Below are 24596 nucleotides of genomic sequence, written 5' to 3'. Positions count from 1 at the left end.
TTAAAAAAGAGTGAAGAGAGAAGGCGCGGCTACCCGCGCCATAAATTACAGGCCGATAGCGGCGCGGTGCGCTTCCATCAGATCCACGCCATCCACGATGTGCACCATGTTCACCAGGTCAACTTCATAGAGGACCTCGCCGTTGATGGTCAGCTTTGCGTAGCTGTTGGTGCTGGACACTTTGGTGGTGCTGCTGTCGCCCTGCTTATGCGTGCCGGAATCCAGCTCCTTGTGGCGGCCACGCACAACCAGCTCCACCGCCTGCACTTCACCGGTATCATCGCGCTGGATGGACTCCGCAAAGCGCAGCTGCACGCCGTCGACAGTGGTTGCTTTCAGCTGCTTAAAGAGCAGGGCCTCAGTGCCGCCGATCTCAAATTCAGTATCCAGCGCGCCATCGTCCAGGCCCATGCTGATATCGACCGCGCCCGGCATACCGCCACCACGGAATTTTTCGAATTTCTGCGTAAATTTCGGCAGGGTCAGGGACTCCACAAGACCCATGTAGTTTTCCCCGTCGTTAAACAGGTTCAGGTATTTCAGTTTGCGTGGCAGTGCCATTTTTTCCCCTTAGCCTTTTACCTGGCTTGAAAAGTCCATCAGATAACGATCGGTGATGCGCTGGCGCAGCATCAGGTTTTCCAGCGGCGGGACTGGCGTGTAGTCATAGTCCAGCATCAGCTGACCGGCCTTGAGGGTGTCTTTATCGTTCACCGAATCATCCAGCCAGCAATCACCGCCAAGCAGATAACCCTGATTCACCAGGTTGCGAATTTTGGCGCGGATACCTTCGATAATGTCGCGGGCCAGTGAAGGGGTAAGCGGCTTATCTACCGCCCACATCTGGCCCTCTGCCATTGTGTCCATCAGCACCTGGGCGGTGCGGGTGTAGTTCTCAAACGCAAAAAGCGGATCGTCGCTCAGACAGCGGGAACCCCAGAAGCGGAAACCATCACGACGGATCAGCGTGGTGATATCGTTCTGGTTCAGCAGGCCCGCATCGGTTGCCGGGTCCTGCAGATCCCAGAACACGTCCGCAGAAATTCCCGTCACGCCATTTACGCCAACGTTAGACAGGGATTTGTGCCAGCCCGTATCGTTGTCGATTTTGGCGCGCAGGCCGAGGGCGCGGGCGGTGGCGTATGCCGTCGCCTCTGCGTTCGTGGTGGTGTCCCAGCTGACAAAATCAGGCCAGATCAGCATTCCCTCGCGCTGGCTGAAATTGGCGCGATAGGCAATCGCCTCTTCGATGGTTTTGCAGCCGTATGCAGTAAGGTAGGCAAAGCCGCGCAGGGACTGCGCCACGCTCAGCAGTTCCGTGGCGACTGCTTTAGTGTCGTGGCCCGGCACGCCGAGAATACGGGGCTTAACGCCAAGCTGACTTTGCGCGGCCAGCAGGGCTTTCATGCCAGTACGTCGGCCCTCTGCTGTCACGCCGCCGATAATGTTCGAGGTGGTTTCCGCCTCAGTTTCGCCCTGGGGGACGCGGACAACAACCGTTACCGGCTTCGCCTGGTCGCCGATAGCGTCAAGTGCGCGGGCCAGCGTACCGCTTTCGCCTGCCTTACCGCTGGCCGTCAGAACGTCAGTCAGCAGAACGGGCTTGTTTAGCGGGAACGTGGCGGCGTCGGCATCGTCAGCCGTACAGACCATCCCGACGATGGCCGTGCTGACAGTGCTGATCGTGCGCGTGCCTTCGTTAATCTCCTCCACGCGGACGCCGTGGTGATATGAATCCTGAGCCATAAAGTTTCTCCAGAGAATGGGTCAGGACCATGTTGCAGGCTGGCGGGCTTCAGGTCAGTTGGTGGGGGTTGTATGGTGTTTCGCACAACAGGAGGAAGGGGGCGCAGGAAAATTGTATTGAGCAGGGTCACTTCTGACCGTGCTGCAGTTGATGGCCGGCACGGTCATAAATGACCATGCGCGCCGGTATCAGGGCTTAAAAAACCCCGCATCGCGGGGTTGGTTTATTCCGGTTTCTCCGGCCATTCGACATCCGGCGCGGTTGCCGTGTCGATGGCGGCCAGCGCATCAAGATAATCAAGCCACAGCCCATACTGTGCCAGCTCTTCGCCTTTCAGGCGGCCGATAGCTGCCTTACCCGGCCACTGTTTGTTGTTCATATAGTCATTGGCTGCTGTACGCAACAGCTGCTTTTGTGCATCTGCCGCCGCTACCAGCTCTTCTCTCGTGGGCGCTGGCTCATCCACCAACAGAGGCTCTCCTGCCTCAACGGCAATCAGCTTTCCTGCTGGCACGGTTTCCAGAGTGAAAAACCAGTGGTCGTCCGGTAATTCAGTCGTGCCAGTCAGATCGTGGATGCCGTCCACGGCTTCGGTTCGTGTTAACGGATTAAAATGCCGCATACATTACTCTCCAGCTAAAACCACTTCCTGTAGGGGAATAAGACGTTAATGTTTTTGCCTGAAATCCAGTTGATGTCAATGTGCCTGCAATACAAACCGTAACAACTGGAGTTGTTGGTATAGCCGTGGAAAACTGCGCAACTAATACTGATGCTGGATTAGGGGCGCCAGGCAATGCTATTGGAAACACAACGTTGGTCATGCCATCAGAGCCTGGCGCGGCAGAAAACCCCAGCAACTCAATCGAACCGTCAGAAAATCGTCGCCATTTACCATAAATGTTAGTCCCCTGATCCGTGATCACTGCGCCTTTGACCAAACCAAGGTATTCCAGAATGCCTGCAACCGACTTACCTGACAGATCGGTTAACGTACCGTTTAGCGGCTGCTTGCCCGCCAGGGCATTCATCACGGTGGTAGAAAAGTTCGGATCGTTACCCAGTGCCGCAGCCAGTTCATTCAGCGTATCCAGGGCCGCAGGAGACGAACCAACCAGCCCGGCAAGCGCAGATTTTACAAATGCAGTGGTCGCAATCTGGGTATTATTGGCAGTCTGCGCAGCTGTCGGTGCTGTTGGCGTTCCGGTCAGACCAGGGCTTGCCAGAGGGGCCTTAAGCGCCAGCGCATTGTTTAATGCCGTTACCACCGCCTGCACGAAGGCCGTATTAGCAATCTGGGTTGAGTTATTTCCTGCCGTTGCTGTTGGCGCTTTCGGCGTGCCGGTCAGCGTGGGGCTTTCTTTCGGCGCATACTGAGTATGAGGGTCCGCTGCAGCAAGGTGTTTTGCCATCAGGTCATCAACATAGAGATTCAGCTCCAGCACCTTATCATCCACATATTTACGAGTAGCCAGCACCACCGACGGGTCGATTTTCAGCGTGACGGCCGCCGCGCTCGACACGATCAAAATCATGCGAATGGTCTGCGTGCGCCCGCTCCCCTCCTGAAGCTGCGGCTTGTAGGTTTCCGGGCAGTTCGCCACGGCAATCAGCACGCCGTCGCTGTCGTAGAGACCGATTTCACGTATCCACCACCCCCCCTCATCCTCTGGGATGATCTGCTCGGCGATAATCTGATTCGTGTTAGTCGGGTCAATTGACAGCAGATTGATCGGTGCAATGCGTTTGCGGTTAATTAGCGCCGTCTGCGCCGGGTCAGGCGTTGGCAGCACGCCGTTGGCATCACCAACAGCCATTTGCGTCAGATTTACTTTAGTACCGAGCGCGGCAGCGTTCGCCAGACGCGCCGCGCCCTGATTGGTCAGAATGGCAAGGTATTTCGCGGTCATGCGCTCACTCTCAGGTTATCGATCAGATGAACGGCCGAAGCCGGATAGCATTCCCCGCTGACGGTAATCGTCTCAGGGATATAGGGGTATACGGTCAGGGCGTCGCCGTGGTAACAACCCGCATTTATATGAATAGTTCCGTTAACCTGCAGATTGATGCTCATACCCAGCATGTGACGGCTACAGGGCTTTGCATCGCTGATTACGCGCTCCAGCTCCGCATAGGTTTCTTCTGTTATGCCCTGGTCCTGTACGCCCACATCCAGCCGGAACGTCCCCGGCGTGTCTCCGGTTTTCCACCATTCGATAACGCGGATCAGGAAGCCGAACGGCTGCACAGCCCGGCGCACCGCACTGATGGTCCCTTTGTGCTGATGGATGAAAAATGCGTCCTTCACCACCTGCCGTTTAACATCTTCCGTCCAGCTTTCGTCCCAGCGGTCAACGGAGAACGCCCAGGCCAGGTACGGCAAAAACTTCACCGGGCAGGCGTCAGGATTCCACAGGTCACGCAGCGGCACATTCAGCCCGGAAATATCGCTGCACGCAGCGGCAAGGCGGCGCTCCAGCGCAGACGATCCCGGCGGTAACAGGCTATTCATCTGTTCCACCTGTCAGCACGGACCAGCTCTCGCACCATGCGGCCTGGGTTTTATCCAGCACCATATCCTGCGCCGGGCTTGCCAGCTCCACGCGCTGTACACCTTCAACGTGCAGGGCACCATAGATAGCGCTGCGGCGGATATCACGCCCCAGCCTTGCCTGGCTGGCTATGTACTTTTCAAGCTGGGCGCGGGCGGCGGCCAGGATTGGCTCTGCTTCCGGCCCCGGATAGAAATACAGCGTGGCATCGACTTCATACGGCACGATGTCCGCACTCTGCACCGTCACGCGGTCCGCCAGGGGGCGAATACTTTCATCATTCAGCGCCGCATCCACGACGGCCAGCAGATCGGCAGGCGCAGCGCCGTTCCCGTCGCGACTGAGTACCGTGATAACTACCGTTGCAGGTGCGGGACTGGTTGCCGACACATCGGCAACCCGCCCGTCAGCGCTGCGTGCATGAAATTCATAAGCCGCTGTAGGTCCGGCCACGGACAGGCCCTCAAATGCCTGCGGTACACGCAGCCGTAACTCGTCGTCGGTTTCCATCACCGCCGCAACCGGCGGCACGGCGTTATCATCTGCAGGCGTGACGACCAGACGCCCAACGCCATAGTTAGCAGCCAGCTGATCCAGATCGCTGCTGAGCGCGTAGGCCACCATGACAGCCTGGGCGGCCTCGTTGATGCGCTGACGTAAGAGGATTTCCCGGTAGGTATTTTCCTGCAGCAGCTTCACCACCGGATCGGATTCCAGCGCCAGCGTACGCCGCACCGCGTCCTGTTCGTCAGCCGGATAAAGCGCGACAAACGCCGCTTTACGCACGGCCAGCAGGGCTTCAAAGTCCGGCACATCGACAATTTCCGGGGCGGGAAGCTGGGAGAGATCGACGGAACTCATACAGCCGCCCCCACATCTACCGAGAGGCTGATAGGGGTGTTATCCGCGCGGTAGCCCGTCAGGTTAACGACCATTTTTCCGTCCATGCTCGTTTCGGTAGTGACGCCTGTCAGCCTGATACGGGTTTCCCAGCGGCACAGGGCGCTGTAGGTTGCCGCCATAACCTGCAGCCGGGTAACGCCGTTCTGCGGCTGGTCCATCAGTTCCGCCATCAGCGAGCCATATTCCCGGCGCGCCAGGCGGGAACCGACCGGCGTCACCAGGATATCGCGCACAGACTGACGGATGTGATCGACGTCCGTCAGCGCGCCGCCTGTCTGTGCATTCATACCCAGATACATCATCAAGCTGGCCCTCCCGTTAAGCTGCCGCCACTCTGGACGCCACTGTGTTTGTGGGTGTGCACAACAACGCCGTTCGAACTCATTGCCCCACCGGACTGCGTGACCTTACCGTTGATCACGACTTCGCTGTTGATACGCGTCAGGTCTGCCTCCACGACAAACTCCCCCGTTTTCACCTGGATGCTTTCCGGTGCTTCTAGAACAATCTGTGCCCCTGCCTTTAGCAGGTAGCGCCCGATTTCCGGCTCGTACTCAATCCAGCCGCCATCCGGGAACGTCGTTACCTGCGCATCCTCAGATACCGAGGGCGGCGGGCTGTCGTTTGAGTAAATCGCCGGTAACACAAACGCCGTGGTGAGATCGCCGCCGATGGACAGCAAAACAACCTGCTCACCCACGGACGGCCGCCACCATGTTTTTGACCGGCCAGCACGCATCGTCAGCCAGTTAAGCCACGTTGTCTGCAACTCGCCGGTCTGCACGCGGCACTGCCAGTTTTCAGCGTCCACCTCGATCACTACCCCGGTTCTGATCAGGTTCAGCAGCAGGCGGTACAGCTCAGCGAGGTTAAATTCGGGATTTTTCATGGGGTCAGTTTTCCATTTTTGCCGCCGGGTGATGAGTCGCGGGCGTTGTGCGATGCACCAGACAATGAGAGATCAGCGGGACAGATGATCCATGATGAGATCGCGTACTATCCCTTCGGATGCGTCGGTTATGCCGAGCAGTTCACGGCGTGCATAGGTGACTTCCGGCCCGTATTTCCTGACACGATCGCGCAGGCCGTAGTGATGGACGCGGGCTATCCGTTGCACCCTGCCTTCAAAGGCGACCTCTGCCGCGTCGTTTGTGGTTCGGGTTTTGAGGTAGCGGGCTGTCCGCAGCTTGCTGAACATCTGCCGACGGATGCGGCCCGACTTCGCCCGGCCTTTCGCTTTCCGGGGTTCGTAGGCGCTGCCGTCGGGGTTGCGCTGCAGCTTAATGTTCTGCTGCTGTTGCTGCCGCAGCTGCACAGCCACATCACGCATTAGCTTTCGCCGCTGCGCCGTTCTCAGCTGGCTTATCAGTGTCTCCAGCCACTCATCCAGCTGTTTAAGCTCAGCCATAATGTGCTAACCAGTGCTCATCGTGGCTGGCCGGGCCGTCCGGCTCCGCCACTGCCTCCACCGTTGCCACACCATCACGCACAGTAACCAGCACACGCTCCGTCAGCGCCAGATAAATGCTGATATCAACCAGATCGTTTTTCAGAATTTCCACCTCAAAACGAAACAGCCGTTCGCGCAGCTCCGGGTTCCGCAGGGCGTCCGGCTGGTTTTCCGTCAGCCACTGCAGCACTACCGCCGTCAGCAGGTTCTGATCGCCACTGAAATCAGTGACGACCATATTCAGGGTGTACTGGTATTCCCAGCCCAGCCCCGGCACGCCTGTGCTGACAACCTTTCCGTCGTCAACGAACAGATGCAGCGCATCAGGATTAGCACTCAGGTAGGGGACACTATTCAGCGCCGATCGCAGGGATGAGGGTTTGTTCATGGCTTTCCTGACAGTCAACAATCATATCCACCCTGGCCGCACACTGCGCCCAGCCCGTTTCCGCCGCCTCTTTCGCGGCCAGTAATTCGCCGTTATTGGTCGGCCCGCTTGCTGGCAGCTGGCAGCGGGTCACCTTCGGACAGGAAAGCGCGATAACCGGCCGCTCCGGTAATTGCCGGGCGTTTTTGCAGCCGGATAACATCAGCAGGCAAAGGAGTGTCAGCCCACTTTTTAACGTCAGGGTTTTCATTGGTCAGCCTCTTAATCTGTTCAGCCCGCGCCACTGCAGCGAGAGTGATTGCGTCCTGTTCCTGCTGATAGGCCAGCTGAAAGCTGTCGTTTGCCCTGGCCATCAGGTCAACCGCAGCCAGCTGGCTGCGGGCGCGGCCCAGCTCCACATTCAGCCCGGTAATATCGCGATCCCTTTCATTGATATCCCATCGGGCCTCCCGTAACTGCCAGCCCAGCCACAACGTCAGGGTCAGCACCAACACACCGATGATCGTTACGCTGCGTGGCATGGTTGCGCACCTTCACGCCAGTCTTTCAGCAGCTCAGCCAGCATCCAGCGCATACAGCGGACCAGCACCACGCTAAGCATGTAAACGACCGCGGTGACAAACCAGCCGGAATGAAGCAGGACCGCAACAATAAACACGAAACTGATTACCCATCTGACCGTTTTCCAGCCCGACGATGGATTATCCAGCCCGAATATTTTGCAAAGTAGCGGCGGCATTGATTCGCTGCCGGGCCTGACCACGCCGCGCTCACAGAACGCATAAACGACATAGCCGAAAAGGCCAAGCATCAGCAGACCGGTGGAGGCAAGCGACAGTAAGTAAACGAAGCAGGCCGCCGCACTCATTACCACGCTCTCCGGGTGAAAATTCCCCCATGCCAGCGCCCCCAGAAACAGAACATGGACTACCCATGCAATCAGTTTGTTTTTCACAGTGTCACCCCTTTTACGCACCATGCCAGTTCCCGCGCGCGGCGGTTTTCCAGCCCTTTGTTTTTTACTCCGTTGACGTACACCCAGCGCGGAAGCTGGTTGCACGCCTGCAGCCATTGACCGCGTTTAATGAACGCCGCCATTGTTGATTTACACACCGCGCCCGTGCCGACGTTAAACGCCAGGCTCACCAGGCTGTCATAAACCTGCTGCGGCATGGCTACCGGCACACAGACCGCCAGCCTGCGCTCAACGTTGAGCACATCGCCGATCAGGTTGCTGGCCGCCTGGTGCTCGTTGATGGTTTTGCCCGGCACCACTCCGGCGGTATGACCGATCCCGTTAGTCCACACCCCGGCGTCGCACTGGTACGGTGTCAGGCGACAGCCCTCATAATCTGCAATCAGCTGCAGCCCCTGCGGGGAGGTTTTCAGCAGCTCAAACTGCGGCAGCGTGGCAGCGATCGCCAGCACCACACCAATCAGGCAACGCTTAACGATTGACGCGCTCATAAGCCTCCCGGCTGATTTTTCCGGCCTCAAGCAACTGAAACGCCTTGCGCCGGTAATACCATGTGATCCCCAGCGCCGCCGTACCCAGCACCATTCCGAACACGGTTCCCACGTCCTGGATATCCCAGTTACCCAGCCAGGCGAGGAAAACCGCTATCCAGTAGGTCATGGCCGCTGTTACCCGTTCGATAGTCATATTTCACTCCCAGAGCTGCACGGTCTGGGCCGTGGGGCTGCTGACCAGCTCAGGCAGCTCCACCTCTAAACCGTGCGGCAGAACGGGGCCAACAGCAGCCAGCCCCGGATTGGCGGCCAGCACCGCTTCTGTCATGCCCAGCGTGCGCCCGTAGTGACGCCAGCAAATCGCGTCTACCGTGTCATACTGCTGCGCCCGGACTTTCATCAGATCAGCTCCACCGTCATGTGTGGCAGGTCCTGCAGACGGGCGATCGCCCAGCGTGCATCCCGCCACAAATCACCCAGGCCGCTTTCCATTTCGTCCGCCTTTTTGTTCCCTTCCGCCGTACTGTCAAAATCGCGATAGCTCTCAACCGTCAGCGCCTTTGTCCAGCACCAGACAGCGCGGCGGTACAGATGAACGCGCTCGCTTTCGCCACCAATTTTTTCCGCCGGAACATCAGCCAGGACTTTGCAGCCCCGGTCCATTTGTTTCTGGCGAAAACTGAACAGCTCCGCGTTCACCTCAGAAACGGCGGTCAGCGTAAGCAGCCGCAAGCGTTCCGGCGTTACCGTTCCGTCCTGCCGCATTACCTGGCGATACTCAGCCAGATCAAGAGCGGGCCAGAAAAAGGTATTAGGGATAATGTCCGCCTTCGCGCTTTCCTTCACCGGCTCCGGTGAAACAAATTTCATGTTCATTCACTACTCCCTGATGGGTGGGCGGTGGACGGGGTTTTGATGCGGCTTATAGCCTGTCGCCACCCCGTGCCGCCCCGCGCGTGGGCACGTTCGGTTAGCCGCCGTTGACGGCTTTTCTCAGCCGGGTTTCCAGCTGCTTGATTTCTGTTTTTACGCCGCAGTTCATATCCAGCTGCAAAGCACGCTTGAGGTGGCTCAGCGCTGCGACGCCCTGATCGTTGTCACGCAGGGCAAACCCCATCGCCTTGTAAATCCGGGCACGCGACTGATCCGGCATGTCGTGCGGCTCAACCAGTTCCAGCGCCTGCGTCAGCAGGGCAGCGCTGAACGTTTCTCCGCCCGCAAACGCCCGCATAGCCGCGTCCGCAAACTCTTCTGCAATGGCAGTAGCCGTGGTGCGGTTGAATCGCTGCGGCAGTACCCAGCCATGCCGCAGGGCGTGACGGGCAATCTCCAGCGCACCGGTGTAATTACCGGTATCGATACGCCAGATAAGAACGAACATCGCCACATCGTCCTGGCGTGCTGAATCTGCCGCCAGTACCCCGGCAACCCAGGCGTCATAGACGGGCAGAAATTCACGTTTCAGGGCAATCTTGCGTTCCGTTCCCTGCACCGTTTTCAGGCGGCGCATGTGCTCGCCGAGCTGCATCAGCATTTTTTCATAGCCGCTGGCCCCGGCTGCACTGCCGCCCGGACGGGCGGCCTCCTGTGCCTGGACAAACTGCGTATGTGCGCGGAATGGGTTCATGGTTACGCCCCGCCGCCTGCCGGATCCTCAGCCGGTGCTGCCGATGCGTTCATGGTCTGCATCACTGTTGCCGTCACGGCGGCGATGCGGGCGATCTGCTCATCGGTCAGCTCCGCGCTTACTGCCTGCTGCTGCGCCGGGGCGTCTTCGGTTTCCAGTACCTCGATGTTTTCAATCAGCGCCACGCAGTCGTAATCCTCAACCACGTATGCCTCGTTGACGGATTCGAAGTTTTCAATGCGATCGCGCTTCGGATTGTCGATAACCGCGCGGCGGCGGGTTCCGTCCTGCCAGTAAATCGACAGGTTATCCAGACGCGTGATCAGGATGGCGTTAGCCGGGAAGAAAGGCGCCTGCACAGCGGGCAGGCCGCCGATACGCTTCTGGCTGATAATCAGATCGGCGGCCAGCGCCTCGCTGTTCGGCTGGTCACGGTTGACGATAGGGAAATATTTATCAGCCATCAGCGAACGGCCACAGATAACAACCAGCTCAGTATCGTCCTGGTACCACGGCTCGATTTTCTCGCTGACTGCGCCCATAACCAGTGCGTCGAGGTTTTTAAAATCGCCGCCCTTGCCAATACGCACCGTCTGAGAAATAACGGTGCCATCGCTGCCCACAATCCGGCTCAGTACGCGCACCGGTGCTTCACGGCGGATTTTCTCCAGCCAGCCGATATTCACGTCCTGCAAGAGTGGATAGGTCAGGCGATCGGAGGTCTTTTCCCGGCGCTCACCGTTAAAGCCGATCATGATGCGGTCCAGCGCCTGGCGCTTGATAATCGCGTCACGGATGCGGATCTGGAAGTCCTGGAATTTCGCCCACAGGTCCAGCTTTTCATAACCCAGCGCGGTGTCAAAGTTGGTCTGGGTGCACTTGTAGCCTTCGCCGTCGATATAGGTCGGATCGGTCGGCTCGCGCTCTTTTTTGGTGGTATCCGTGGTTCCGGCTACCGTCGCGCCGATACCCAGCCCCAGACGTTCGCCGGACTGCTCATCAACCGGCACAACATTAATTCGCGTCAGGAACGCGGACGACTCCTGGATTTTTGTTTCCAGCGTCTGCGCGACCGATGCTTCAGCGGTGTACTTAGAGCCAATATCTTTAACGTCAATTTTGTTAAGCGTCGCCAGCTGCTGCAGGTAAGCGTTAAAGGCAAAGCGGGTTTTCGTTTTCATCGGGTTTTATGCTCCGTCAGCAGGTTGTGAGTTGGTCTGAGCTGCCGTTACCGCCGGAAGAGAACGGGCGGCGATCGCTGCGGCTGTCTTCGACAGATAATTTTTCGCGCAGGGTTGAAAGCTCGCTTTCTGCCGTGGACAGCTGTTGCTGCATGTCATCCAGGCGCTGTGAAAAATCACGTTTCAGATTGCCGACGCGCTGGCCGACCTCTGCCACTGATTCAGACAGTGCCTGGTGCGCCCCCGCGACTTCTTCAACGGCCTGATGCACGTCAGCAAAACGGGCGTCGTCGTCAGCGGATTTACGGGAAAGCAGCGCTTTGATGCTGGCGAAAAAGCTCGGCTTTTCTTCCGGCAGGTCTTCAAATTCGAAGAGAGTTTCTTCGGCAGCGGTGAAGAGGTTGCCGTCCGCCTGTTTGCGGCGTGCCAGCGGATTAACCGCAGCGCTGGCGCTAAACTGCAGCATTTCAGTGCCCAGGCTGGCCGGATCGTCAGTGACAGCCAGGCCGACCAGATAGGCTTCCCCGGTGTCGGAAAATTTCGGGTTTACTTCCATTGAGGTGAAGAGTTTCTGCAACCTCGCAGTCATGGAAACCAGCTCATCGGTCGGCAGAATCCAGCTGTATAAAGCCATCTTGCCTTTCAGCGGGCCTTCACTGATTTCCTCCGCCTCCAGCCCTTCCACGATGCCGAAACGGCGGAAAGAGCTGTCAGGCGTATAGCCCTTGATGTGTTCCATGTTGATTACAGCGGTGTAGACCTGCGGGTTGTAATTCGCCGCCATCTGGGTAAGCCATACGCGCTCAATGACGCGCCCGTCAGTGGTGGCACCTTCCACCCCAATACGAAAACGCTTTGATTTTTTTGCCATCTGTCCGGCTCCGGTTGTTCTGGACGTGTCGAGAGGCTTTATGTTTGCGTTTCAGGGGAGGGAGAAACAACGCGCGGGCATTGTGGGGAAAATGGCACAACAGGGCGAAGCGGCGCAGGTGAACGCGGGGCCGTAGTCTGACGCCATGAACATGACGACGATTAACCCGGACCTCGACCCGCGAAAACAGGCGATGTTTCTGTATTTCAGCGGTATACGCATCGCCCGCATTGCTGAAATGCTGGGAGAGAAACCCGCAACCGTTCACAGCTGGAAAAAACGCGACAAGTGGAGCGAGATCGGTCCTCTGGATCAGATGCAGCTGACCACGGCGGCGCGCTATTGCCAGCTCATCATGAAGCCCGCAAAGGAGGGGCGAGATTTTAAGGAAATTGACCTGCTGGCCCGTCAGGCAGAACGCCACGCCCGGATCGGTAAATTTAACGATGGCGGCAACGAAGCCGACCTCAATCCGAAGGTAGCCAACCGCAACAAAGGCCCGCGCAGACCGCCAGAGAAAAACGTTTTCAGCGATAACCAGATCGAGAAGCTGGAAGAAATTTTCCACTCCACCATGTTCGCCTACCAGCGCCAGTGGTGGGAGGCCGGGAATAAATACGCCGTCAGGAACCTGCTGAAATCCCGCCAGATCGGGGCGACGTTCTTTTTTGCCCGTGAGGCACTGATTGATGCACTTATCACCGGCCGCAATCAGATTTTCCTCTCAGCGAGTAAAGCCCAGGCTCACGTTTTCAAGCAGTACATTGTTGAGTTTGCAAAAGAGGTTGACGTGGAGCTGCGCGGCGATCCGATGGTGCTGCCGAACGGGGCGACGCTATATTTCCTCGGCACCAACGCCCGGACCGCGCAGAGCTATCACGGAAACCTCTACCTGGACGAATATTTCTGGATACCAAAATTCCAGGAGCTGCAGAAAGTGGCGTCCGGTATGGCGCTGCATAAAAAATGGCGTGAAACCTACTTCTCCACGCCGTCCAGCCTGACGCACAGCGCCTATCCGTTCTGGTCCGGCGCTCAGTTTAACAAGGGCCGGTCAAAGCATGACAGAATAGAGATTGACCTCTCCCACAGCCATCTTGCACGCGGCGCACTCTGTGCTGACGGCCAGTATCGCCAGATCATCACCGTGGAAGATGCGGTGCGCGGTGGCTGCGACCTGTTTGACCTGGAGCAGCTGCGCCAGCGCTACAGCCCGGAAGATTACCAGAACCTGCTGATGTGCGTGTTTATGGACGATCTGGCGTCTGTATTCAATCTGGCTCTTATGCAGGGCTGCATGGTGGACAGCTGGGAAGTCTGGGACGACTTTGAGCCGCTTATGCTTAATCCGTTCGGGCAGCGCCCGGTATGGATCGGCTATGACCCGGCTAAAGGCACGCAGAACGGCGACAGCGCCGGGTGCGTGGTGATCGCGCCCCCTCTGGTACCAGGCGGTAAGTTTCGCATCCTGCAGCGCTACCAGTGGCGCGGGATGGACTTTCGCGCCCAGGCTGAAGCCATCCGGCAGCTTACCCTGCAGTTTAACGTGACCTATATCGGCATCGACTCTACCGGCGTGGGCCACGGCGTCTATGAGAACGTGAAGGCGTTCTATCCCGGTGTCCGCGAGTTTGTCTATAACCCCAACGTCAAGAATGCCCTGGTGCTCAAAGCCTACGACATCATCGCGAGCCGCCGTCTGGAGTTTGACGCGGGCATGACCGACGTAGCCCAGTCATTCATGGCGATCCGCAAAAGCACCACGGCCAGCGGAAACCGGCCAACGTATGAGGCCAGCCGCAGCGAGGAAGCCAGCCATGCAGATTTGGCCTGGGCAACCATGCACGCACTCTTTAACGAACCGCTGGAAGGCGCAACGGCGAATAACAGCACTATTGTGGAGATTTACTGATGGGTAAACGTAAGCCCCGCGCGCAGGAGCTGCGCCGCCAGTCTGCCGCGCAGACCATGACCGAGCAGCCCGGCGGCGCTCATGCCGAGGCGTTTTCATTCGGGGACCCCGTGCCGGTGCTCGATCGCCGCGAACTGCTGGACTATCTGGAATGCGTTCAGGTCGACAGGTGGTATGAACCGCCCATCAGCCTGGACGGGCTGGCGCGTACGTACCGCGCAGCGGTCCATCACAGCAGCGCAATACAGGTGAAGCGTAACATTCTGGTCAGCACCTTTAAGCCGCACCGCCTGCTGTCCAAGCAGGCATTTGGCCGTTTCGCCCAGGACTTTCTGGTATTCGGCAACGCCTACCTTGAGAAGCGGGTTAACCGGCTAGGCGACACGCTGACGCTTGAGGCTTCGCTTGCCAAATTCACCCGGCGCGGCATTGACCCGGATCATTTCTGGTTCGTGCAGTACGGCTACCAGAAGCAGCCCTATGAGTTTGCGCCGGGCCGGGTCTTTCACCTGATGGAAGCCGACCTGAACCAGGAGATTTACGGCCTGCCGGATTATCTGTCCGCCATTCCGTCCACGCTGCTGAACGAGTCCGCGACCATGTTCCGCCGGAAGTATTACCTTAACGGTAGCCACGCGGGCTTTATCATGTACATGTCAGATCCCGCGGCTAACCAGCAGGACGTGGATAACATCCGGGAGGCGCTGAAAAAATCGAAAGGGCCGGGCAACTTCCGCAACCTGTTTATGTACAGCCCGAACGGGAAGAAAGACGGCATTCAGATCATCCCGCTGTCAGAAGTAGCGGCAAAGGATGAGTTTCTGAATATCAAAAATGTGAGCCGTGATGACATGCTGGCCGCTCATCGTGTGCCGCCTCAACTGATGGGCATCATTCCGACTAATACCGGCGGGTTTGGTGATGTGGAGAAGGCCGCCCGCGTCTTTGTTCGTAACGAGCTGCTACCACTCCAGAAGCGCATGGAAGAACTGAACGACTGGATCGGGGAGCAGGTGATCCGCTGGGACCCGTACAGCCTGGACCTGGGCGACGAAAGCGCCAGCTAACCCAGCAGACCGCCCGTCAGGGCGGTTTTTTTTGGCCTTCAATCTTTAAACGACCTACCGCCACAAGCTCTGACCCACTCAGCACGTCTCTATGGCCCTCTGAGCGACCCTATTTTTTGCATCACTTCCGCACCGCTTCGCTTCGTCGCACCTCACAGCGGCCCGCACGCGCACGAATTGCCCCCTTCCCGGCGTGCCTGCCGGGGTCAAAAATGGTCTTCTGACCCCGCTTTAACCTCAAAGCGCGCGCTCGTAGCCCCGCCACGCCTGCGCGCTTTGTGTAATAGTTTTCATGCAAGTGCATGAGATATGAAAAAGCCCGCCAGAACTGGCGGGCCGGGGCATAAACGATCCTCTAACGATCCTTCATTTTCATGCACCATAGACATGCACAACCGCGTGAACGGCGCGGCAATGATAAAACCATCAGATCACAGGGCAGTTATCATCGCTGATTGTGCGGTTGATGAGGTGCGTAACCCTGCCTAAAACAACCACATCGTCCAGTGCTTCACCTTCCAGCGCTTCGCCGTCGGATGTTATAAAAGAGTGACCGGCAACTTTTGCGAAATGCGTACGCCCGAATGCCTGGATCAGAACGTCCGCACCAGGCGGGCATTTTAATGCGGGGTTAATCACCGCATAACCTGCTGATGTTTCAATAATACGACTGTTAGCGGTGATGCCGCATAAGCTGTTTGGAGTCAGGACAGTCTCTACGTAGTCCTGTGCCGGGCTAGGAAATCCCATAACTAACGCCTCGCTTCGCTCGTTGTTCAACCCTGCATACGCCAGAATAAAATTCTTACGTCTGCAGGGTTCCTTTTATTGCTTTCAGCTTACGTTTTTCTAATTTGTGACCTTCATTGATTGGTTGTATTCGTGGCTTCTAATTTTTGCCATCAATTCGTCGGTCAGCTCAGACACCCACTGGATAGCCAGGCGCTTTTCTTCGTCACTGCATTCACTAGCCGCTACAAGTTTCACAAAAAAATCAATACGCTGGAGCTTCATCGACTCCAAGAAAAAGTCTTCCATTTTCCCTCCCTTACATCATTTACTGTATGCATATACACTGTTTATAAATACAGTATAGAACCGATCCCACGTTGTAAACTATTTTTATGTTTCAATGGGATGTGTCCGATGCCATTTATAACCGCAACTATTGCAAAAGGAGGATAAACATTGCGCAAGGCCTGTATTGAGTTAGTAGCACAAACCAAAATTGCCCTGCTTCTGGCTGGCGACCTCGGTACTGGTCGGTGCCTGCACATGGTCGTTTGTTCAAAGGATATGGACCATATGCCCACCACTGAACAATGGCTCAATGCTTACAAGCGGTGTGAGCAAAAAGCAGCAGAGCTGAAATATGAAGTAACGCGCGTACGGGGCCGAAAGCTGGCGGGCCTTTAGCTATTTTTATGGCGGCATTAATACCACTGCCGCCACTTAGCATCCTCCTGCAGACGCTGGTCCCGGTAAAAAATGCGCAGCCCTGCCCCGGATGGAATGCTCCCGCCCCGCAGAAGCAGATCAATCTCCGTTTCGCTACCGTCAAAGCCCCTGGACCTGAGTTCCGTCTCAAGCTGCAGCCGCAGGTGAGAAGATATTTCCTGCTTATACCCCTTTCTCCGCTTCGGCTTAACCAGCCTTAACCGGGTATTAAGCTCACGCAGTTCCTTTTTGCTCATGCTGTGGAGGTGATCCTGCAGTTCCTTCTCATTCATGGCCCTAATATCTGGTGCGTCATCCCCTGACTGGCTCAAATTTTCAACAGGGGGACAGTTATTGCCACGAGTCCAAGGGGCGCAAGCGCCCTGGTCGGCTGTCGCCTCCTGAAGGTCAACGGCTTTACGAACCATTTTCCACTTCACTGCGTGAGTGCAGATCCGGCCCTCAATGATCGGGGACCAGATGCCATAAATACGAACACCATGATCGCCGTAAGCGCTCGGCTCATCGTTCAGTTCATAAGCGGTTCTGACAAGGTGATGTTTACGGGGGACCAGAACGCCGCCCTGCTTCATGATGTAGGTGGCAAAACAGCCTGCATCTGCTGCGGCCAGCACCGCATCGAGACGCGGGTTTTCCAGTACCGGCACGCCTGCCTTCTTGTCACCCTGCGCCCTGGCAGCCTGACCGGCCAGCAGGCGCAGCTCGCGGTACGCCTGGCGGCCAGGAATACCAAAGAAGCGGAATTGCTGGACACGGTGCAGCGAAGCCCAGGCGTTTACGTTCTCAGCGTTATCGCGCAGTGATCTGCCCGTTTCTTTACTGATTTCCTGCGCCAGCCCGCGCCCGTCGATGTTCTTACTGATGTATTTGGCGATATAGCTGGTCGGCGTACCCTTGCGCGGGTTGATAAGCTCAGACTTGAAGCGCGGCCCGGTATTGGTGCCCAGCTCCTCCCGGTCCTCACGAATGGCAAATTTACGCAGCAGCGCGGTGATGGATTTACGGTCTTTTTTGCGCATGAAGCACAGCAGATGCCAGTGCACGGTGCCGTCATGGTGCGGCTCTGCCACGCGGACGCCATACCAGCGTAGCCCGGCCTTGTGCATTGCCTTGCGGAAAGCGGCGAACATATCAACCAGATAGTCGCTGCTCTGCCGGACACTGGCGCTGGACCACTTCGGATTAGGCCTGCCGTTATTGAGGGTTGCGTGGAAGCGTGACGGGCAGGTGATGGTATAGAACACCGCGCACTCCCCACGCATTTCTGCGATAAGCTCCAGCCCCTTAACGCAGGCCATCATTTCGTTGCGCCGGTGCGCCGGGTTGCTACTGCTGGCGTTTACCACATCCTCCATATCCAGAGTGTCGCCGTCAGCGTTAACCAGCTCATGCGAGCGGAAAAACTCCAGAGACTTGCGGCGCTGTTCGCGTTTGTGGATCACAGCCTCATAGCTGACATAGGGAGACGCCTTTTTATTTACCAGGCACACCGCACGCAGCTGCTCCTCTCGCCATTCACAGCGCATCTTCCACAGTTTGCGATACCACCAGTCAGCGCACAGCATACGCGCCAGCGAACCCGGAATAAGCTCGTATGGGACCGGGTTACGGCGGTGCTTTTTACGGCGTAGCTGCTCGAAAGCTGGCGGGATAACATCAAGACGCATGGCCTCAGCGGCCACCCTTTCCCATGACCGGCGGATCTCTTCCGGCATAACGTCATCATCGGTAAACAGCTCGCCGCAGGCAGCATCCAGACACATGCTCATGTGCGCCGCCACAAGGGTAGATAACCGCTTAACCTGCTCCTGGTTCATTTCGGGCAGAACCAGAAGCCCCTCCAGTCCGTCGCGGCTCGCCATAAACCGGAATGAGGCAGAAGCCTGACTATCCCGCACATGCTCAAGCCGTTTAATGCATGGCCCGATTGTTTCACGTAGATAGCGGGAATAAGCCTTAGGTTTATCCAGGCTCTGGAAATACTTTATCCGCTCAAGCAGCGGTTTGCTGATGTGTGCCGGCTGTGCGCTTACGTCAGAGATGATGACCAGATCGGGATTGAATTGCTGCTGTTCACGGGCCATTTTGGCGCGACTTATTAGCAGGTCCTGCCCCATTTCCCGCTGGACAGGATCACGGGATTCATTGAAGAAATAGCGTTCCCAAACCTCGTCGCTCACCTTCTCGCGGCGCAGCTGTTCCTGCTCGTTATCCGCAGCGTAAAGAGCGATCAGGTTTGAAAGCGCAGACTCCGGCGCAACTGCCGCCGGGTCCAGATAAGGGTTAATAGCCGTTTGAGGCGCGCTCCATGCGCATTCCTTGGTATCCTTATCGACTTTATAAGGGGCGAGAGACGCGGCGAGACGGCCTGAGCTGTTACACGTCACTCACAGACTCCCGCATAAACGCTGCTGCAGACGGACTTGTCATTAGATTCAGCCAGCAGGTCGAATTGTGCGCCCCCGCGTGTTGTCATGGCCCAGTCGCGATAGGTCTCAATCCCGTACCTATCAACGGTAACAACTTCAATCCGTTTTTCGGCGCGACGTGGATCGTGCGTGGAAGGAAAGAACATAGAATTTCCACGGCGCGAACATGCAGCGACAAAACGCTCCCACTCTGCTACACGTTTTATCTCTTCAGGCCAGCGGGTAAATATTTCTGCTAGCTCAGATTTTCTGGCATGGATGCACGGCATACACCCGACGCGGCTACAGCCCTGTTCGTAAAGCGGGTTCGGTTTAATTCCGTGGCGCTTAGCCAGGGCAAACACATCTTCATGCAGCCACTTAAGTATCGGGCGGTACACATGCAGCCCTGGAGTGTTATCAGCGTCCTCTTCCCACTCAGGGAGATTTGCACGTGCAGGCGATTCCTGAGCCCGGACACCCTGCCACAGAATTACCTCATCGAACTCCTCCAGCGTAGGTAGAACAACCTGATCGCGCACTGGGTCATGCTTCAACTCCAGAGAACAAAATCTGGCTTTAGTGCTGGGGAACCGGCCTTTCCACATGCATAAGTCAAGGAACGGGTTGCCTGTTGGCTTAAGGATATTCAGTGCCTGATGGATGCGTTCTGCCGCCTCATCAGGGGACATTCCGCACTCCTCAACCAGAGAAACAGGCCACTTCTCTGCAATAAATTTCCGCTTCCCTTCAATCTGGCGAGTGAAGTCAGCCCGGACGCGTTTAACTGGCCCCAGCTTTTGTTCAAGATAATCCAGGTACTCCATTGTCTGCGGATGTTCATGGCCAGTATCTGCAAAGACGTTCAGATGTGGCACGCCGGATTCCCTAGCAAGCAGCCATTGCGCCAGGGAATCTTTCCCTCCCGAAATACTAATAACGTTGATGGTGCTGGGAGCAAAACAGCGGTGATCGATAGTGTTCATGCCCGTACCTCACGCTTAACGCAGTAATCAGGGCCACCTGCAGGGTCAAAACCGATCCAGTGATGAGGTTTAGAAACAGCTATAACCTCAACGGCGGATTTACTTTCACCGGCGGCCACGCCCATGCTGCGCTTTGCTGTCAGCTGATGGAGGGAGAAATTGCGATAAAGGGAACGCGTCAATGAGGTGTCACTGTTGGACACAATGACCGGATGACCTTCTGATGACCGGCGTTCAAGAATAGACGCCAGATGATACTGATCATCTTCAGTAAATCCTGCAGTGTGATAACCAGTAAACGTTCCGTCATATGGCGGATCGCAATAAACCACATCACCTGCCTGCAGCATTGCCAGTGTCTCGTCATAACTGGCGCAGATGAACGTGGCACGCGCAGCCTTTTCAGCAAATGCGCGGATTTCATCAACAGGCAGATAAGGCTTTTTGTAATTACCATATGGCACATTGAAAAGGCCGCGCTGATTATAACGGCACAAACCACGGTAACAATGGCGATTAAGGAAAAGGAAGTAAGCCGCCTTATCTATTGGCTCAAGTGGTACAGTATTAAAAAACTGGCGGCACTTATAATAACCTACTTCCGTGGTGAACTTTGAAAATACACGCTCAGCCAGATGAATGAAGCTGTTAACGTCTTCTTTGATTACCTGATAAAGATTAATAAGGTCAGGGTTAATATCCGCGACAAGATAATGAGGATAGTCTGTTGCCATCATTACGGCGCAGGAACCCGCGAAAGGTTCAACCAGTCGCGGGCCAGCGGGTAAGTGTTCTTTAAGCTGGGGCATAATGGCTGTTTTATTGCCCGCCCATTTAAGGATGGTGGTCATACAGCACCTCCGTTGTAATGCTTGCCTTTCAGCTCGGCGATTTCCTGACAAGTGACGCAGCACTGCACGCCCGGAATAACAGCCCGGCGAGCAGCAGGAATCTCGCCGTCGCACGCTTGGCACAGAAACGCAGAAGGCGCAGCCGTACAGCTGCGCGCATTCTGAATAAGGCGATCACGGTCTTCCTGTTCGCGCTGCTGCACGCGATCCATAAAGCAGCCCATTAGTGCAGCTCCTGTGCTTCGTTGATGATAATAGTTGCCTCAAGCCGCAGAAGCTCCGCCGCTTCAGTGCCGCTTAGCTCGCCACGGGTGATAAATACAGCCAGCTTTTCCAGACGTGCCGCCATTACATCAGCGCGGCCCCGACGTTCTTCCAGACGTGCTGCGGTCAAAAGGCTATTAATACCAGCATCGTCCGGCCCGGTTTGGGTGTTACGCTTTTCAATATTTCGCATATTTATTTCTCCAGAATTTAGGCAAAAGAATGCCCGGCGGGTTTACGCCATTAATTTTGTTAGTGGTTAATTACTCGGGTAGTACGCTTTCATGCGGCGAAAAGCGACGGGGTAGAATTTCGCCCCAGCGCGCTATTTCATTCATTGCTTTAATCAGCAACAACCGGCGGGACTGATCGAAATATTCAAACGGCTTTCCGACCTCATCGCTTTTAAACGTACCTGGCTCGTTGCGGTTCGCCAGCGTCATGACAACGAATTTAAAATCATCATTAAGCTTGTTGAAATTACGCAACGCGCCGTTCTGCGTTGCCTTTAGTTTCTGATGAAAACGGGCGAAACACTCCTCGCCAGACATCTTCACCGGCTGCGCATCGGCACAACCAGCATTATTAAACGGCATCGCACCTGCATTGATTGGTGCGGACATGTTGTTAATCATATCAACCTCAAAAAAGCTTTAACCCGGCGCTTAAAAGACACGGGGCGCAAAGTGCGCAGTTCACTTAATAATGCCGACTGGTCGCGGCTGGGGTTCCAGCGCTTACGGTCGCTTCCCATGATCCAGCCGTGGCCGTAGCTCATGGACGGACTTTGACGAACAAGCAGCGACGCGAACGAGGGTTCATGTTTCATGCTCATCTCACATCAGGCCGAATGTTGCGCCGATACCGCTGACAGTATCTACAGCGCTGGCGACTGCTGGGTTGCCCTGGACGCGGGCTTGCAGTGCGATAGCCGTTAACGTCAGCATTCTGATGCCAGAATTAACGCACTCGATCATTCCGTGCTTACGGGCTGGCGTCAGCCGTTCCGTTGATATAGCACCGGTGGCCAGCTCGCCAAGCTCACCCATCGCACGCATGACATAGGTTTGCATTTTCTCGGGTGCCAGCTCGTTCACCGGTACACATGGCAGACAATGTATCTGAGCTAAAAACCCATCAACCAGTGTTGAGTCCTCAGTTAGGTCAGTAAGCGTCCAAATCTCACGGGGTGTTAACTGATGCGGCTGGTCCGGGTTGAGCTTGTTGTAAAGCGTATGCGGCTTGATACCCGCCTTAACAGCTAGCTCTTTAACGTTGTGAGTTGCTGCGAACTTTCTGCAAGCATCGTCGAAATGTGAATGTGACGAAACGCGAAAATCTAACATGCTGTAAATCCTTTTATATCCCAGAATGGAACTATCAAGCCTGCAGTGCGATTTCGCAGCCCTGGGCCGCTTCCATCGTTAAAGCAAACATGTTCACTTCAACCAGACCGTTAGCGTTTTCTTTCTTGCGGATCGGAAGACGGCCTTCACGAATCATTTGGCGGGCATAGCTGAGCTTGTAACCGGTACGGCGGCAGAACTCATCAAGGGTGATATAAGGCTCTGACACCACAAGGTTAAAGCTGGGGCGCATTGATAATTGTCGTTTCATGATGCACTATTCCTCAGTTTGTGTTTTAAACTTCACTATTCGGATGTATTCGCACATATTCCGAACATCACAAGACCGATGATAGGATCTCAAAACTGATATGTCAAACGCAAAAGAAACCCCCTGCGCGATTTCTGCATTTAATTTTTCATCTCAAAGCGGTGGCAAAGATGCGATAACGCGCATCCTTGAAGCTTATGGATTCAGTACAAGACAAGCTCTATGTGAGCACCTGGGTGTTTCTCAAAGCACTATGGCAAACCGCTGGATGCGCGACACTTTCCCCCATGATTGGCTAATCGCATGCCATCTAGACACTGGTGCTCCGATGCTTTGGCTAGCTACCGGGCAGGGTAAACCGACAAGCGAAAAAAATGACCCGAACAGTTTAACTTTGAAATTAAAAGAAATCACAAATGGGCTTTTCAACGATTCCGTCTTGGTTCATTACGATTCGAACCTACTACCAAAAGACGCATTAGCCCCCTTCTTTGTGAAGTTCGAATCTGTGGTTTACCTCGTTGATGAATATAAAGGCGAAATCAACGATGGTGTTTTGCTGATCGAGATCGACGGCTTTGCCAGTGTCAGACAGATTTACCGACTACCCGGCGGCAAGTTAAGAGTTGAAAATGGCCCTGCATCATTTGAATGCGCAGTGTCTGACATAAAAGTACTAGGCAAGGTGATAAGCAAAACCGAGCAGTTTGTTTGATACCAAACGGGAGATTTATTAAGTGGCCGTAAGCAAACTCGCCAATGGCAAGTGGCAAGCTCAGGTATTCCCGAACGGGCGCGATGGAAAACGCATCCGCCGCCAGTTTGCCACCAAGGGGGAAGCCCTAGCATATGAACGCCATGTAAAGGAACAGGCCCAGGATAAGCCGTGGCTGGGTGAGAAAACAGACAAACGCCGCGTTCGAGATTTGGTTACAGCCTGGTATAACGCACACGGTGTAACACTCGCTGATGGCGAGAAGCGTAAAGGCGCGATGGAGTTTGCCTGTCTCGCTATGGGTGATCCCCTCGCAACTGAATTTAACGCTAAATTATTCTCAACGTATAGAGAGCAGCGGTTAAGCGGGAAAATAACCCGTTCTGATCGCGTTAAGTCTGTAACTCCTCGCACGGTAAATCTCGAACTGGCTTACTTTCGGGCTATGTTCAATGAGCTGAAAAGACTTGATGATTGGACAGCACCAAACCCTCTCGAAAACGTAAGAGAGTTTAAGATCGCAGAAGTTGAGCTGGCCTGGCTTACAGTTGAGGAAGCGACACGCTTGCTTGAAGAGTGCGAGAAAAGCAAAGCAGAGGATTTAGCCACGATTGTTAAAATCTGCCTTGCTACCGGCGCAAGATGGGGAGAGGCGGAAAGCTTAACCGGCAAACAGATAAGCCCTGGCAAGATCACTTTTATCAAAACGAAAGGTAAGAAGAACCGCGCGGTTCCAATCAGTGATGAGCTTTACGAACTGCTACCCAAAAGTCGAACCTCGAAACCACTCTTTACCGGATGTTATTCAGCATTCAGGAGCGCGATTAATCGCGCCGGGATAGAGCTGCCAGACGGCCAGCTATCGCATGTTCTTCGACATACTTTTGCCAGCCATTTCATGATGGGGGGCGGCAACATTCTGGTCTTACAACGCATCCTCGGACATACGGATATTAAAGTTACAATGCGGTATGCTCACTTTGCCCCCGACCACCTAACAGAAGCGGTTCAACTTAACCCCTTAAACCTAATTAGTGGCAGCAAAATGGCAGCACAGCGCAGCACTATTCAATACTTTTCGACAATATACGAAATCATATGCGCTTGAATTTACGGTAAATCATTGTTT

Annotated in this window: 35 protein-coding genes; 4 read left to right on the top strand and 31 right to left on the bottom strand. The window is 55.6% G+C overall.

The window, feature by feature from the left end:
- Window positions 1-45: 45 nt before the first annotated feature.
- From RTP97_RS12765 to RTP97_RS12670, 20 genes are all read right to left on the bottom strand, one after another.
- Window positions 46-561, bottom strand: coding sequence for a phage major tail tube protein (locus tag RTP97_RS12765; RefSeq protein WP_312414110.1), 516 nt, complete (start codon window positions 559-561; stop codon window positions 46-48).
- Between the two features lie 9 nt (window positions 562-570).
- The gene (locus RTP97_RS12760; RefSeq protein WP_312414108.1) at window positions 571-1746 is read right to left on the bottom strand and encodes a phage tail sheath protein; all 1176 of its coding nucleotides are present in this window, start codon (window positions 1744-1746) and stop codon (window positions 571-573) included.
- Window positions 1747-1970: 224 nt separating this feature from the next.
- Window positions 1971-2369 (bottom strand): tail fiber assembly protein, encoded by a 399-nt coding sequence (locus RTP97_RS12755; RefSeq protein ID WP_312414106.1) that lies wholly within the window; start codon window positions 2367-2369, stop codon window positions 1971-1973.
- Window positions 2356-3657 (bottom strand): phage tail protein, encoded by a 1302-nt coding sequence (locus RTP97_RS12750; protein ID WP_312414104.1) that lies wholly within the window; start codon window positions 3655-3657, stop codon window positions 2356-2358. Before RTP97_RS12750 ends, RTP97_RS12755 begins: the two co-directional genes overlap by 14 nt.
- Window positions 3654-4259 (bottom strand): phage tail protein I, encoded by a 606-nt coding sequence (locus RTP97_RS12745; protein WP_312414101.1) that lies wholly within the window; start codon window positions 4257-4259, stop codon window positions 3654-3656. Before RTP97_RS12745 ends, RTP97_RS12750 begins: the two co-directional genes overlap by 4 nt.
- On the bottom strand, window positions 4252-5160 hold the full coding sequence (locus RTP97_RS12740; protein WP_312414099.1) for a baseplate assembly protein: 909 nt from the start codon (window positions 5158-5160) through the stop codon (window positions 4252-4254). The genes RTP97_RS12745 and RTP97_RS12740 overlap by 8 nt, the downstream gene beginning before the upstream one ends.
- On the bottom strand, window positions 5157-5507 hold the full coding sequence (locus tag RTP97_RS12735) for a GPW/gp25 family protein (protein ID WP_312414096.1): 351 nt from the start codon (window positions 5505-5507) through the stop codon (window positions 5157-5159). Before RTP97_RS12735 ends, RTP97_RS12740 begins: the two co-directional genes overlap by 4 nt.
- On the bottom strand, window positions 5504-6091 hold the full coding sequence (locus RTP97_RS12730; RefSeq protein WP_312414093.1) for a phage baseplate assembly protein V: 588 nt from the start codon (window positions 6089-6091) through the stop codon (window positions 5504-5506). The genes RTP97_RS12735 and RTP97_RS12730 overlap by 4 nt, the downstream gene beginning before the upstream one ends.
- A gap of 72 nt (window positions 6092-6163) precedes the next feature.
- Window positions 6164-6610 carry a phage virion morphogenesis protein gene (locus RTP97_RS12725; RefSeq protein WP_312414090.1) on the bottom strand — a complete coding sequence of 149 codons (447 nt, stop codon included), beginning with the start codon at window positions 6608-6610 and terminating at the stop codon, window positions 6164-6166.
- Window positions 6603-7040, bottom strand: a complete 438-nt coding sequence (locus RTP97_RS12720) for a phage tail protein (protein ID WP_312414088.1) — start codon at window positions 7038-7040, stop codon at window positions 6603-6605. The genes RTP97_RS12725 and RTP97_RS12720 overlap by 8 nt, the downstream gene beginning before the upstream one ends.
- A complete protein-coding gene (gene lysC, locus RTP97_RS12715) occupies window positions 7003-7242 on the bottom strand; it encodes an Rz1-like lysis system protein LysC (protein ID WP_312414086.1) in 240 nt (79 codons plus the stop codon). The genes RTP97_RS12720 and lysC overlap by 38 nt, the downstream gene beginning before the upstream one ends.
- Window positions 7133-7561, bottom strand: a complete 429-nt coding sequence (gene lysB, locus RTP97_RS12710) for an Rz-like lysis system protein LysB (protein ID WP_312414083.1) — start codon at window positions 7559-7561, stop codon at window positions 7133-7135. Before lysB ends, lysC begins: the two co-directional genes overlap by 110 nt.
- On the bottom strand, window positions 7546-7995 hold the full coding sequence (locus RTP97_RS12705; RefSeq protein ID WP_312414081.1) for a hypothetical protein: 450 nt from the start codon (window positions 7993-7995) through the stop codon (window positions 7546-7548). Before RTP97_RS12705 ends, lysB begins: the two co-directional genes overlap by 16 nt.
- Entirely contained in the window at window positions 7992-8507 is a 516-nt protein-coding gene (locus RTP97_RS12700) for a lysozyme (RefSeq protein ID WP_312414079.1), read from the bottom strand. The genes RTP97_RS12705 and RTP97_RS12700 overlap by 4 nt, the downstream gene beginning before the upstream one ends.
- Window positions 8488-8703, bottom strand: coding sequence for an HP1 family phage holin (locus RTP97_RS12695; RefSeq protein WP_088475204.1), 216 nt, complete (start codon window positions 8701-8703; stop codon window positions 8488-8490). Before RTP97_RS12695 ends, RTP97_RS12700 begins: the two co-directional genes overlap by 20 nt.
- 3 nt (window positions 8704-8706) lie before the next feature.
- Complete coding sequence (locus tag RTP97_RS12690; RefSeq protein ID WP_088475203.1) at window positions 8707-8910, bottom strand: tail protein X; 204 nt, start codon at window positions 8908-8910, stop codon at window positions 8707-8709.
- A complete protein-coding gene (locus tag RTP97_RS12685; protein ID WP_312414127.1) occupies window positions 8910-9380 on the bottom strand; it encodes a head completion/stabilization protein in 471 nt (156 codons plus the stop codon). The genes RTP97_RS12690 and RTP97_RS12685 overlap by 1 nt, the downstream gene beginning before the upstream one ends.
- 100 nt (window positions 9381-9480) lie before the next feature.
- Window positions 9481-10137: a phage terminase small subunit gene (gene gpM, locus RTP97_RS12680; RefSeq protein ID WP_312414075.1), complete on the bottom strand. Its 657-nt coding sequence runs from the start codon at window positions 10135-10137 to the stop codon at window positions 9481-9483.
- 2 nt (window positions 10138-10139) lie between these two features.
- Window positions 10140-11318 carry a phage major capsid protein, P2 family gene (locus RTP97_RS12675; RefSeq protein WP_312414072.1) on the bottom strand — a complete coding sequence of 393 codons (1179 nt, stop codon included), beginning with the start codon at window positions 11316-11318 and terminating at the stop codon, window positions 10140-10142.
- Between the two features lie 16 nt (window positions 11319-11334).
- Window positions 11335-12189 (bottom strand): GPO family capsid scaffolding protein, encoded by an 855-nt coding sequence (locus tag RTP97_RS12670; protein ID WP_312414069.1) that lies wholly within the window; start codon window positions 12187-12189, stop codon window positions 11335-11337.
- Window positions 12190-12334: 145 nt separating this feature from the next.
- Between RTP97_RS12670 and RTP97_RS12665 the strand changes: the two genes are divergently transcribed.
- Together RTP97_RS12665 and RTP97_RS12660 are read left to right on the top strand one after the other, a co-directional pair.
- Window positions 12335-14101: a terminase ATPase subunit family protein gene (locus RTP97_RS12665; RefSeq protein WP_312414066.1), complete on the top strand. Its 1767-nt coding sequence runs from the start codon at window positions 12335-12337 to the stop codon at window positions 14099-14101.
- The gene (locus RTP97_RS12660; RefSeq protein ID WP_312414064.1) at window positions 14101-15168 is read left to right on the top strand and encodes a phage portal protein; all 1068 of its coding nucleotides are present in this window, start codon (window positions 14101-14103) and stop codon (window positions 15166-15168) included. The genes RTP97_RS12665 and RTP97_RS12660 overlap by 1 nt, the downstream gene beginning before the upstream one ends.
- Before the next feature lie 426 nt (window positions 15169-15594).
- On the opposite strand, the gene RTP97_RS12655 is transcribed toward RTP97_RS12660, so the two are convergent.
- The 11 genes from RTP97_RS12655 to RTP97_RS12605 form a co-directional block, all read right to left on the bottom strand.
- Window positions 15595-15918 (bottom strand): hypothetical protein, encoded by a 324-nt coding sequence (locus RTP97_RS12655; protein ID WP_312414061.1) that lies wholly within the window; start codon window positions 15916-15918, stop codon window positions 15595-15597.
- A 99-nt stretch (window positions 15919-16017) separates the two neighbouring features.
- Window positions 16018-16206, bottom strand: coding sequence for a hypothetical protein (locus RTP97_RS12650; RefSeq protein ID WP_312414059.1), 189 nt, complete (start codon window positions 16204-16206; stop codon window positions 16018-16020).
- A gap of 395 nt (window positions 16207-16601) precedes the next feature.
- On the bottom strand, window positions 16602-19013 hold the full coding sequence (locus RTP97_RS12645; protein WP_312414057.1) for a replication endonuclease: 2412 nt from the start codon (window positions 19011-19013) through the stop codon (window positions 16602-16604).
- Window positions 19010-20020 (bottom strand): phosphoadenosine phosphosulfate reductase family protein, encoded by a 1011-nt coding sequence (locus RTP97_RS12640; RefSeq protein WP_312414054.1) that lies wholly within the window; start codon window positions 20018-20020, stop codon window positions 19010-19012. The genes RTP97_RS12645 and RTP97_RS12640 overlap by 4 nt, the downstream gene beginning before the upstream one ends.
- Window positions 20017-20871 carry a DNA adenine methylase gene (locus RTP97_RS12635; RefSeq protein WP_312414053.1) on the bottom strand — a complete coding sequence of 285 codons (855 nt, stop codon included), beginning with the start codon at window positions 20869-20871 and terminating at the stop codon, window positions 20017-20019. The genes RTP97_RS12640 and RTP97_RS12635 overlap by 4 nt, the downstream gene beginning before the upstream one ends.
- Complete coding sequence (locus tag RTP97_RS12630) at window positions 20868-21095, bottom strand: TraR/DksA family transcriptional regulator (RefSeq protein ID WP_312414052.1); 228 nt, start codon at window positions 21093-21095, stop codon at window positions 20868-20870. Before RTP97_RS12630 ends, RTP97_RS12635 begins: the two co-directional genes overlap by 4 nt.
- Complete coding sequence (locus RTP97_RS12625) at window positions 21095-21328, bottom strand: DUF2732 family protein (protein ID WP_312414051.1); 234 nt, start codon at window positions 21326-21328, stop codon at window positions 21095-21097. The genes RTP97_RS12630 and RTP97_RS12625 overlap by 1 nt, the downstream gene beginning before the upstream one ends.
- Before the next feature lie 70 nt (window positions 21329-21398).
- Complete coding sequence (locus RTP97_RS12620; RefSeq protein WP_312414048.1) at window positions 21399-21770, bottom strand: hypothetical protein; 372 nt, start codon at window positions 21768-21770, stop codon at window positions 21399-21401.
- A complete protein-coding gene (locus RTP97_RS12615) occupies window positions 21767-21964 on the bottom strand; it encodes a phage filamentation protein Fil family protein (RefSeq protein WP_312414125.1) in 198 nt (65 codons plus the stop codon). Before RTP97_RS12615 ends, RTP97_RS12620 begins: the two co-directional genes overlap by 4 nt.
- Before the next feature lie 7 nt (window positions 21965-21971).
- Complete coding sequence (locus RTP97_RS12610; protein WP_312414046.1) at window positions 21972-22481, bottom strand: phage regulatory CII family protein; 510 nt, start codon at window positions 22479-22481, stop codon at window positions 21972-21974.
- Window positions 22482-22515: 34 nt separating this feature from the next.
- Window positions 22516-22752 (bottom strand): regulator, encoded by a 237-nt coding sequence (locus tag RTP97_RS12605; protein WP_312414044.1) that lies wholly within the window; start codon window positions 22750-22752, stop codon window positions 22516-22518.
- Between the two features lie 100 nt (window positions 22753-22852).
- Between RTP97_RS12605 and RTP97_RS12600 the strand changes: the two genes are divergently transcribed.
- Window positions 22853-23467 (top strand): phage repressor protein CI, encoded by a 615-nt coding sequence (locus RTP97_RS12600; protein WP_312414041.1) that lies wholly within the window; start codon window positions 22853-22855, stop codon window positions 23465-23467.
- A 22-nt stretch (window positions 23468-23489) separates the two neighbouring features.
- Complete coding sequence (locus RTP97_RS12595; protein ID WP_312414038.1) at window positions 23490-24575, top strand: tyrosine-type recombinase/integrase; 1086 nt, start codon at window positions 23490-23492, stop codon at window positions 24573-24575.
- Window positions 24576-24596 lie beyond the last annotated feature (21 nt).

This window comes from Pseudescherichia sp., assembly GCF_031998825.1.
Classification (GTDB): domain Bacteria; phylum Pseudomonadota; class Gammaproteobacteria; order Enterobacterales; family Enterobacteriaceae; genus Pseudescherichia.
The sequence above is the reverse complement of the archived record's forward strand: the minus strand, read 5'-3'. Positions and strand labels throughout refer to the sequence as shown.